The following is a 10,634-nucleotide window of genomic DNA, read 5'->3' on the forward strand; positions in this document are numbered from 1 at the left end:
GACGAAGCCGCCGAGCGTATCGCTCGCGTGCTGCACAACGACCCGGCGACCGGCGTGATGCGTCATGCGGATGCGGGCTACCAGATCGCCATCGACTGCGCCAAGGAGCAGGGCCTCAATCTCCCGATGATCAAATAACTAATGTGGGAGCGGGCTTGCTCGCGAATGCGGTGTATCAGTCACTGAAGTCGTTAGCTGACCCATCGCTTTCGCGAGCAAGCCCGCTCCCACATGTGATCTGCGTTTCACCCAAAAACAATCCATCAGAGGTTGAACATAAATGGCAGTAAAAGACGCTCGTGCAAGCACCACCCCGTTGATCGAAAGGCGTTCGATCGACTACATCCCGGAAGCGGAAAGACACGGCCGTCTATTGAGTCAGTTCACCCTGTGGTTGGGTGCCAACCTGCAAATCACTGCGATTGTCACCGGGGCCCTGGCCGTGGTGCTGGGCGGTGATGTGTTCTGGTCGTTGATCGGTCTGTTGATCGGTCAACTGCTGGGCGGTGGCGTCATGGCCCTGCATGCGGCGCAAGGCCCGCAACTGGGCTTGCCGCAGATGATCTCCAGCCGCGTGCAGTTCGGCGTGTATGGCGCGGTGATTCCACTGGTGCTGGTGTGCCTGATGTACATCGGTTTTTCCGCCAGCGGCTCATTGCTGGCGGGGCAGGCGGTGGCGCAGTTGCTTCACGTTGAAGACTGGGTCGGCATCGTATTGTTCGCGGGGCTGATCATGGTGTTTACGATCTTCGGCTACCGGGTGATCCACGGCATCGGTCGCATCGCCAGCGTGCTGGGGGTGGTTGCCTTCGTGTACCTGTTCTACAGGCTGCTGGCCGGTAACGACATCGGTGCGTTGCTGGGCAACAAGCATTTTTCCCTCAGCAGTTTCCTGCTGGCGATTTCCCTCTCGGCGTCCTGGCAGATTGCGTTCGGCCCGTATGTGGCGGACTACTCGCGCTACTTGCCGCGCAGCACGCAGGCCTCGAAAACCTTCTGGGCCGTGGGCCTCGGTTCGGTGATCGGCGCGCAGGCTTCGATGGTGTTCGGTGTGTTTGCGGCAGCCCTGGCAGGCTCGCAATTCGCTCACCACGAAGTGTCGTTTATCGTCGGCCTGGGCGGCACCGGGATCGTCGCGGCGCTGCTGTATTTCAGCATCGCCTTCGGCAAGGTCACCGTCACCACCCTCAACGCCTACGGCAGCTTCATGTCGATCGCGACAATCATCAGTGGTTTCCGTGGCAGCCGGCATATCGGCAGTGGCACGCGGCTGTTGTACATCTTCGTGATGGTGTCGATTGCCGCCGCGCTGGCGTTGCTGGGCAAGGACTCGTTCCTCAAGGATTTCTCCGCGTTCATCCTGTTCCTGCTGGCGTTTTTCACGCCCTGGAGTGCGATCAACCTGGTGGACTTCTACTGCATCACCAAAGAGCGCTATGACATCCCGGCCCTGTCCAACCCCAACGGTCGCTACGGTCGCTGGAACCTGATGGGCATCAGCATCTACGTGTTCGGCGTGCTGATTCAGATGCCGTTCATCTCGACGCATTTCTACACCGGCCCACTGGTCGCGAGCCTGGGCGACACCGATATCTCGTGGATCATCGGGCTGGTGGTGCCGGCGGCGTTGTACTACTGGGCTGCGAAAAAATGGCACAGCCCGATTCCTGAGCGCCTCGTGCTGCCCGATGTGCAGGGCGCCGTTGCTCAACCTGTTTAACCAGAACCCGGTACGCATGACAAACAGCGAATTGAAACAGCAAAACTGGCGAAAACTTTCCTCAAGGGACATCCTGAACTCTGGCACGCATGGTGAGCGACAACGCAGCCAAGAAAATCGACGCGGCCTTGTAGGTTGAGCGTTTCCGGTTGCCGCCACAGGCAACCGGGCGTCCGGCCACAATCCACTGGATCGAGAGCACACTATGTTTCCTGAGAGTTTTACGTTTTCCATCGCCGACTGGGTCAACAGTTGGGTCGATGCGCTGGTGACCAACTACGGCGATGTGTTCCGGCACATCTCCGATACGTTGCTGTGGGCCATCGTTAACCTGGAAGGTTTGCTGCGCGCAGCGCCCTGGTGGTTGATGTTGCTGATTGTCGGCGGTATTGCCTGGCATGCCACTCGCAAGTGGTTCACCACCGTCGTGATCGTCGGCCTGCTGTTTCTGGTGGGCGCGGTCGGGCTGTGGGACAAGCTGATGCAAACCCTGGCGCTGATGATGGTGGCCACGGTGATCTCGGTGCTGATCGGCATTCCCCTGGGGATTCTGTCGGCCCGCAGCAACCGCCTGCGTTCGGTGCTGATGCCGCTGCTGGACATCATGCAGACCATGCCCAGCTTCGTGTACCTGATCCCGGTGTTGATGCTGTTCGGCCTGGGCAAGGTCCCGGCGATTTTCGCCACGGTGATCTACGCCGCACCGCCGCTGATTCGTCTCACCGACCTGGGCATTCGCCAGGTGGACGGTGAAGTCATGGAAGCGATCAACGCCTTCGGTGCCAACCGCTGGCAGCAACTGTTCGGCGTGCAACTGCCGCTGGCCCTGCCGAGCATCATGGCCGGGATCAACCAGACCACCATGATGGCCCTGTCGATGGTGGTGATCGCCTCGATGATCGGCGCCCGTGGCCTGGGTGAAGATGTACTGGTGGGCATCCAGACCCTCAACGTTGGACGCGGCCTTGAAGCCGGTCTGGCGATCGTGATTCTTGCCGTGGTCATCGACCGCATTACGCAAGCCTATGGTCGTCCACGGCATGAGGCGAGCAAATGACTACTGTCAGCAAAATTGAAGTCAAAAACGTATTCAAGATTTTCGGCAACCGCTCCAAGGATGCACTGGCGTTGATTGGCCAGGGCAAGACCAAGGACGAGGTGCTGGCCGAGACTGGTTGCGTGGTGGGTGTGAACGACCTGTCCCTGAGCGTCGACACCGGTGAAATCTTCGTGATCATGGGGCTGTCGGGTTCCGGCAAGTCGACCCTGGTGCGTCACTTCAACCGGCTGATCGACCCTACCAGCGGTGCGATCCTGGTGGACGGTGAAGACATCCTGCAACTGGACATGGAAGCCTTGCGCCAATTCCGCCGACACAAGATCAGCATGGTGTTCCAGAGCTTTGGCCTGCTGCCTCACAAGAGTGTGCTGGACAACGTTGCCTACGGCCTGAAAGTGCGTGGTGAAACCAGGCAAGTGTGCGCCGAGCGTGCGCTGCACTGGATCGAAACCGTGGGCCTCAAGGGCTACGAAAACAAATACCCGCATCAACTTTCCGGCGGCATGCGTCAGCGTGTAGGCCTGGCCCGGGCGCTGGCGGCCGACACTGACATCATCCTGATGGACGAGGCGTTCAGTGCGCTCGACCCGCTGATCCGTGCCGAGATGCAAGACCAGTTATTGGAGCTGCAAAAGACCCTGCACAAGACGATCGTGTTCATTACCCACGACCTCGATGAGGCGGTGCGCATCGGCAACCGCATTGCGATCCTCAAGGACGGCAAGCTGATCCAGGTCGGCACGCCCCGCGAGATTTTGCATTCACCGGCGGATGAGTACGTGAACCGGTTTGTCCAGCGGCGGGTGGCGGTGGTTTGATCCGATATTTGTGGTGAGTTGGCTGAGGCTATCGCAGGCAAGCCAGCTCCCACATTTGGAATGCGTTTCCCCTGTGGAAGCTGGCTCGCTTGCGATGAGGCCAGTGAAGCTGCACAACAATTGCGAATTTCATGAAGAGGTCAACGATGTCCCAGGCTGAAAAAATCATCATCGCCGACGCCCCGATGCGTTGGCAGGACGTGGTCGCCGTGGCTCGCCACGGTGCGATCCTCGAACTCTCGGGCCAGGCCTGGGCTCGCATCGACAATGCACAGGCCATCGTCCAGCGCATCGTCACCAGCGGCGAGCGCGCCTACGGCATCAACACCGGCCTGGGCGCCTTGTGCAACGTGTCGCTCAAGGACGAACAACTGAGCCGGCTGTCGCGCAATACCTTGCTCAGCCATGCCTGCGGCGTCGGTGCGCCACTGAGTGTGGAGCAAACCCGCGCGATCATTTGCGCGGCGATCATTAACTACAGCCACGGCAAATCCGGCTTGCATCCGCAGGTGGTGCATTCGCTGCTGGGGCTGCTCAACCATGGCATCACGCCGCAAGTGCCGTCCCAGGGGTCCGTGGGTTACCTGACCCACATGGCGCACATTGGCGTCGCCTTGCTCGGCGTCGGCGACGTCAGCTATCGGGGCCGTATCGTTCCCGCACACCAGGCGCTGGCTGAAGAAGGTTTGCAGCCCGTAGTGCTCGGTGCCAAGGACGGGCTGTGCCTGGTCAACGGCACGCCGTGCATGACCGGCCTCAGCAGCCTGGCCCTGGCCGATGCGCACCGCCTGCTGCAATGGGCCGATGTGATCGGTGCCATGAGCTTCGAAGGCCAGCGCGGCCAGATCGACGCCTTCGACGAAGAAATCATCGCGCTCAAGCCGCACCCGGGCATGCAGCAAGTGGGCATCAACCTGCGCGCGTTGCTGGACGGCAGCGAAGTGATCGCCAGCAGCAAAGGCATTCGTACCCAGGACGCCCTGAGCATCCGTTCGATTCCCCAGGTGCACGGCGCGGCCCGCGACCAACTGGAACACGCCACCCGGCAGATCGAAACCGAACTCAACGGCGCCACCGATAACCCGCTGGTGCTCGGCACGCCAGACAACTACCGCGTGGTGTCCCAGGCCAATCCCCACGGGCAGTCCGTGGCCCTGGCGGCAGACATGCTGGCCATCGCCATGGCCGAAATCGGCTCCATCGCCGAGCGTCGCCTGGACCGTCTGATCAACCCGCACGTCAGTGGTTTGCCGGCGTTCCTGGTAAGCAACCCCGGGGTCAACTCCGGGATGATGATCGTGCAGTACGTCGCCGCCTCGCTGTGCGGGCAAAACCGCCAGTTGGCGCAACCGGCGGTGCTCGACAACTTCGTCACCTCGGGCCTGCAGGAAGACCACCTGAGCATGGGCACCAACGCCGCGCTGAAGCTGTATTCGGTGCTGGAAAACGTCACCCAGATCCTCGCCATCGAGTACTTGCTGGCGGCCCAGGCGTTCGAGTTCCTCCAGGAGCAACGCTTCGGCGCCGGCACCGATGCCGCCTGGCGGCTGCTGCGCGAACACGTCCCGGCCTACGACCAGGACCGCTGGCTGGCGCCAGACATCGCAGCCACCGCCGCGTTGCTCAAGGACGCCGATTTACTGCAACGCACGCTACCGAATTTGCACTGACCTTTTCCCAACAATAACCAGCGTGCCAAGCCGACTGATCCTCTAAAAGAGCACAGCGGCGGATAACGGAAGCATCCGGAGCGACTGGTAGTTAACAACACTCTCAAAAGGAGCATGAATGTGACTGCGCTAAACCTGATTCCAGGCCAACTGAGCCTTGCCCAACTGCGGGCCATCTACCAGCAGCCGGTAACCCTCAGTCTGGATGACAGCGCCTCGGCCCAGATCGAAGCCAGTGTCGCCTGTGTGGAGCAGATTCTCGCCGAGAACCGCACCGCCTACGGCATCAACACCGGTTTCGGCCTGCTGGCCTCGACCCGCATTGCCAGCGAAGACCTGGAAAACCTCCAGCGTTCCCTGGTGCTGTCCCACGCCGCCGGCGTCGGTGAGCCCATCAGCGATGCGCTGGTACGGCTGGTCATGGTGCTCAAGGTCAACAGCCTGAGCCGGGGTTTTTCCGGGATTCGCCGGCAGGTGATCGACGCGCTGATCGCCCTGATCAATGCCGAGGTCTACCCGCACATTCCACTGAAGGGTTCGGTGGGCGCCTCCGGTGACCTGGCACCATTGGCCCACATGTCGCTGGTGCTGCTGGGCGAAGGCAAGGCCCGCTACAAAGGCGAATGGCTGGAAGCTACCGAAGCGCTGAAAGTTGCCGGCCTGACGCCGCTGACCCTGGCGGCCAAGGAAGGCCTGGCGCTGCTCAACGGCACCCAGGTTTCCACCGCTTATGCATTGCGTGGGCTGTTCGAGGGCGAAGATCTGTTCGCCGGTGCCCTGGCCTGTGGCGCCCTGACGGTGGAAGCCGTGCTGGGTTCGCGCTCGCCATTCGACGCCCGCATTCACGCTGCCCGGGGCCAACGCGGCCAGATCGACTCTGCGGCCGCGTATCGCGCCCTGCTGGGTGAAAGCAGCGAAGTGTCGCAATCCCACGAGAACTGCGACAAGGTCCAGGACCCGTACTCCCTGCGTTGCCAGCCACAAGTCATGGGCGCCTGCCTGACCCAGTTCCGCCAGGCGGCCGAAGTACTGGTGGTGGAAGCCAACGCCGTGTCGGATAACCCGCTGGTGTTTGCGGCTGAAGGTGACGTGATTTCCGGTGGCAACTTCCACGCCGAACCGGTGGCCATGGCGGCGGACAACATGGCGCTGGCCATCGCGGAAATCGGCTCCCTGAGCGAGCGTCGCATCTCGTTGATGATGGACAAGCACATGTCGCAACTGCCGCCTTTCCTGGTGGGCAATGGCGGTGTGAACTCCGGCTTCATGATCGCCCAGGTGACGGCGGCGGCATTGGCCAGCGAGAACAAGGCACTGGCGCATCCCCATAGCGTCGACAGCCTGCCGACGTCAGCCAACCAGGAAGACCACGTGTCGATGGCCCCGGCGGCGGGCAAGCGCCTGTGGGAAATGGCCGAGAACACCCGCGGTGTGCTGGCGGTGGAATGGTTGGCGGCTTGCCAGGGCCTGGACCTGCGCAATGGCTTGAAGACTTCGCCGGCGCTGGAAAAGGCGCGTGGGATCCTGCGCAGCAAAGTTGCGTTTTATGAGAAGGACCGCTTCTTTGCGCCGGACATCAATGCCGCCAGTGAGCTGCTGGCAACGCGTTGCCTGAACGAGCTGGTGCCGGCGAAGTTGTTGCCGAGCTTGTAAGAGCGACACCGATCCAGTGTGGGAGCTGTCGAGCCCCGGCGAGGCTGCGATGGCGCCGGAACAGGCAACACTTTCGTAGCCCGACCCACCGCTATCGCAGCCTCGCTGGGGCTCGACAGCTCCCACATTTGATCTTCTACAGATTCGAATTTTCTCAGGATAAAAATAATTAGGGACGAGAAATGCACTCGGAAAAAGGTTTAAAACGCGGGCTCTCCGCCCGACATATTCGCTTCATGGCCCTCGGTTCCGCGATCGGTACCGGGCTGTTCTACGGCTCTGCCTCCGCCATCCAGATGGCCGGCCCGGCCGTGCTCCTGGCCTACCTGATCGGTGGCGCCGCGGTGTTCATGGTCATGCGCGCCCTCGGCGAAATGGCCGTGCATAACCCGGTGTCCGGCTCCTTCGGCCAGTACGCCAGTACCTACCTGGGCCCGATGGCCGGCTTTATCCTCGGCTGGACCTACGCCTTTGAAATGATCATCGTCTGCCTCGCCGACGTCACCGCCTTCGGCATCTACATGGGCTTCTGGTTTCCCGAAGTCGCGCGCTGGGTCTGGGTGCTGGGCATCGTGTTGCTGATCGGCGGCCTGAACCTGTGCAACGTCAAAGTCTTTGGCGAAATGGAGTTCTGGCTGTCGCTGCTCAAGGTCGGTGCCATTGTCGCAATGATCCTCGGCGGCTTCGGCATCATGCTGTTCGGTATTCACTCGGCGGGCGAAGCACCCGCTACCGGCCTCAGCAACCTGTGGGCCCACGGTGGCTTCATGCCTAACGGCGTGGGTGGCTTGATCGCGTCCTTCGCGGTGGTGATGTTTGCGTTTGGCGGCATCGAAATCATCGGCATCACCGCCGGCGAAGCCAAGGACCCGCAGCGGGTGATCCCCAAGGCAATCAACGCCGTGCCGCTGCGTATCCTGCTGTTCTACGTGCTGACGTTGTTTGTGCTGATGGCGATCTACCCGTGGCCGCAGATCGGCAGCCAGGGCAGCCCGTTCGTGCAGATCTTCAGCAACCTGGGGATAGGCTCGGCGGCGACCATTCTTAACATTGTGGTGATCTCGGCCGCCGTCTCGGCCATCAACAGCGACATCTTCGGCGCCGGTCGCATGATGTATGGCCTGGCCCAGCAAGGGCAGGCGCCCAAGGGTTTTGCCCAACTGTCGAGCCAGGGCGTGCCGTGGATGACCGTAGTGGTGATGGGCGCCGCGTTGCTCGGCGGTGTGGTGCTCAATTACCTGATCCCGGAAAACGTGTTCCTGGTCATCGCCTCGATTGCGACCTTCGCCACGGTGTGGGTATGGCTGATGATCCTGGTCACCCAGGTGGCCATGCGTCGCTCGATGACCAGGGAACAGATTGCCGAGCTGAAATTCCCGGTGCCGTTCTGGCCCTACGCGCCAGCGGCCGCCATCGTGTTCATGCTGTTCATCTTCGGCGTGCTGGGTTACTTCCCGGACACCCAGGCCGCTCTTATGGTCGGCGCCGTGTGGATCGTCTTGCTGATCGTCGCCTATCTGCTGTGGGTCAAGCCCGCCGCCGGGCAAACGGCCAAGGTCCACTACGACCCGGCTTTGTCTCATCGATAACCTAATGGAGGCGTTGATGAAAACGCTTTGGCAACACTGCCACGTTGCAACCATGGCCCAGGGCAACTACTCGATCATCGAGGACGCCGCCATTGTTACCTCGGGCACGCTCATCGAGTGGATCGGCCCGCGCGCCGATCTGCCGGATGCGAACTACGCAACCACCCATGACCTGCAAGGGGCGTGGGTCACGCCCGGGCTGATCGACTGCCACACCCACACGGTGTTCGGCGGCAATCGCAGCGGCGAGTTCGAGCAGCGGCTGCAAGGCGTGAGCTACGCCGAGATCGCAGCGGCCGGTGGCGGTATTGCCAGCACCGTGCGCGCCACGCGTGCGGCGAGCGAAGATGAACTGTTTGCCAGCGGCCACAAGCGCCTGCGCAGTTTGCTGCGCGACGGTGTAACCACCGTCGAGATCAAGTCCGGCTACGGCCTGGACCTGGCCAGCGAGCGCAAGATCCTGCGGGTGATCCGTCGCCTCGGCGCCGAGTTGCCGGTCAGTGTGCGCAGCACCTGCCTGGCGGCGCATGCGTTGCCGCCGGAGTACGTGGACCGGGCCGATGCCTACATCGATCACATCTGCACCGAAATGCTCCCGGCGCTGGCAGCGGAAGGCCTGGTGGACGCGGTCGACGCCTTCTGTGAGTACCTGGCGTTCTCACCGGAGCAGGTGGAGCGCGTGTTCATCGCCGCCCGGAAACTTGGCTTGCCGGTAAAACTGCACGCCGAACAGTTGTCGTCCCTGCATGGCTCCAGCCTGGCGGCGCGGTACCAGGCGCTGTCGGCGGACCACCTGGAATTCATGACCGAGGAAGACGCCATCGCCATGGCCGCTTCCGGCACCGTCGCGGTGCTGCTGCCGGGCGCGTTCTACTTCCTGCGGGAAACCCAGTTGCCGCCGATGGATGCCCTGCGCAAGCACGGCGTGAAGATCGCGATCGCCAGCGACCTCAACCCGGGCACCTCGCCGGCGTTGTCGGTGCGCCTGATGCTGAACATGGCCTGCACCCTGTTCCGCATGACCCCGGAAGAAGCCCTGGCCGGCGCCACGCAACACGCGGCCACCGCCCTGGGCCTGGGCAACAGCCATGGCTCGCTGGAAGTGGGCAAGGTCGCGGATTTTGTCGCCTGGCAGATTGATCGTCCCGCCGACCTGGCCTACTGGCTGGGTGGCGAGCTGGATAAACGCGTCGTGCGCCACGGCGTCGAAGTCACCGTTTAAGGAGTACCGCTGTGGATAAGGTTCTGAACTTCAAACAAGGCCGTGTGCCGCTGCTGATCAGCATGCCCCACGCGGGCCTGCGCCTGACGCCGGCGGTGCAAGCCGGGCTGATCCCCGAGGCGCAAAGCCTGCCGGACACCGACTGGCACATTCCCACGCTGTACGACTTCGCCGAAGCGCTGGGCGCCAGCACCCTGGCGGCGGAGTATTCGCGCTTTGTCATCGACCTGAACCGGCCTTCAGACGACAAGCCGCTGTACGTTGGCGCAACCACCGGCCTGTACCCGGCGACACTGTTTGACGGTGAGCCGCTGTTCCGCGAAGGCCTGGAACCGTCCAAGGCCGAGCGCGCCACGTACCTGGAGAAGGTGTGGACGCCGTATCACCGCACCCTGCAAAACGAACTGGCCCGACTCAAGGCCGAGTTCGGTTATGCGCTGCTGTTTGATGCGCACTCGATCCGCTCGGTGATCCCGCACCTGTTCGAAGGCAAGCTGCCGGACTTCAACCTCGGCACCTTCAACGGCGCGGCCTGCGATCCGCAGCTGGCCAGCGAACTGGAAGCCATCTGTGCCGGCCACCCGCAGTACAGCCATGTGCTCAACGGGCGCTTCAAGGGCGGGCACATCACCCGGCACTACGGCAACCCGGCCGAGAACATCCACGCCGTGCAGCTGGAGTTGGGGCAGTGCACCTACATGGAAGAGTTTGAGCCCTTCCGTTATCGCGCCGACCTGGCCGAGCCGACGCGGGTGGTGTTGAAGGAACTGCTGGAAGGGTTCCTGGCGTGGGGCAAGCGGCATTACTCCTGAGTGGCGTCGCTGCTGAGATAGCTTTCGCGAGCAAGCCCGCTCCCACATTCGACCGTGTTTCTTCAGGAGGAACACGGTCGAATGTGGGAG

General features: G+C 62.3%; 9 protein-coding genes and 1 pseudogene. All 10 read left to right on the forward strand.

Annotated features, from left to right (window positions below; translation table 11 throughout):
• A partial coding sequence (locus tag A462_RS33005; protein WP_008430265.1) for a urocanate hydratase occupies positions 1–138 on the forward strand: 138 nt, incomplete at its 5' end.
• A 142-nt stretch (positions 139–280) separates the two neighbouring features.
• Positions 281–1,720: a purine-cytosine permease family protein gene (locus A462_RS31830; RefSeq protein ID WP_003209258.1), complete on the forward strand. Its 1,440-nt coding sequence runs from the start codon at positions 281–283 to the stop codon at positions 1,718–1,720.
• Positions 1,707–1,854, forward strand: a pseudogene (locus A462_RS34140) (histidine ABC transporter substrate-binding protein); the annotation flags it as partial. The gene A462_RS31830 and the pseudogene A462_RS34140, both read left to right, overlap by 14 nt.
• A 71-nt stretch (positions 1,855–1,925) precedes the next feature.
• Positions 1,926–2,777: an ABC transporter permease gene (locus A462_RS31825; protein WP_003209260.1), complete on the forward strand. Its 852-nt coding sequence runs from the start codon at positions 1,926–1,928 to the stop codon at positions 2,775–2,777.
• A complete protein-coding gene (locus A462_RS31820; RefSeq protein ID WP_008430269.1) occupies positions 2,774–3,598 on the forward strand; it encodes a quaternary amine ABC transporter ATP-binding protein in 825 nt (274 codons plus the stop codon). Before A462_RS31825 ends, A462_RS31820 begins: the two co-directional genes overlap by 4 nt.
• Positions 3,599–3,744: 146 nt before the next feature.
• On the forward strand, positions 3,745–5,268 hold the full coding sequence (gene hutH / locus A462_RS31815; protein WP_003209264.1) for a histidine ammonia-lyase: 1,524 nt from the start codon (positions 3,745–3,747) through the stop codon (positions 5,266–5,268).
• A 114-nt stretch (positions 5,269–5,382) separates the two neighbouring features.
• A complete protein-coding gene (gene hutH / locus A462_RS31810) occupies positions 5,383–6,921 on the forward strand; it encodes a histidine ammonia-lyase (protein WP_085984627.1) in 1,539 nt (512 codons plus the stop codon).
• Positions 6,922–7,103: 182 nt separating this feature from the next.
• A complete protein-coding gene (locus A462_RS31805) occupies positions 7,104–8,510 on the forward strand; it encodes an amino acid permease (RefSeq protein ID WP_008430271.1) in 1,407 nt (468 codons plus the stop codon).
• A gap of 16 nt (positions 8,511–8,526) precedes the next feature.
• A complete protein-coding gene (hutI, locus tag A462_RS31800; protein ID WP_003209269.1) occupies positions 8,527–9,732 on the forward strand; it encodes an imidazolonepropionase in 1,206 nt (401 codons plus the stop codon).
• 11 nt (positions 9,733–9,743) lie between these two features.
• The gene (gene hutG, locus A462_RS31795; RefSeq protein ID WP_008430272.1) at positions 9,744–10,544 is read left to right on the forward strand and encodes an N-formylglutamate deformylase; all 801 of its coding nucleotides are present in this window, start codon (positions 9,744–9,746) and stop codon (positions 10,542–10,544) included.
• Positions 10,545–10,634 lie beyond the last annotated feature (90 nt).

This window comes from Pseudomonas sp. Ag1 (assembly GCF_000278565.1).
In the GTDB taxonomy this organism is placed as follows: domain Bacteria; phylum Pseudomonadota; class Gammaproteobacteria; order Pseudomonadales; family Pseudomonadaceae; genus Aquipseudomonas.

Coding starts and splice junctions, on each gene's coding strand:
- A462_RS31805 (WP_008430271.1), top strand. CDS start 7,104: ATGCACTCGGAAAAAGGTTTAAAACGCGGGCTCTCCGCCCGACATATT.
- hutI (WP_003209269.1), top strand. CDS start 8,527: ATGAAAACGCTTTGGCAACACTGCCACGTTGCAACCATGGCCCAGGGC.
- A462_RS31820 (WP_008430269.1), top strand. CDS start 2,774: ATGACTACTGTCAGCAAAATTGAAGTCAAAAACGTATTCAAGATTTTC.
- hutH (WP_003209264.1), top strand. CDS start 3,745: ATGTCCCAGGCTGAAAAAATCATCATCGCCGACGCCCCGATGCGTTGG.
- hutH (WP_085984627.1), top strand. CDS start 5,383: ATGAATGTGACTGCGCTAAACCTGATTCCAGGCCAACTGAGCCTTGCC.
- A462_RS31825 (WP_003209260.1), top strand. CDS start 1,926: ATGTTTCCTGAGAGTTTTACGTTTTCCATCGCCGACTGGGTCAACAGT.
- A462_RS31830 (WP_003209258.1), top strand. CDS start 281: ATGGCAGTAAAAGACGCTCGTGCAAGCACCACCCCGTTGATCGAAAGG.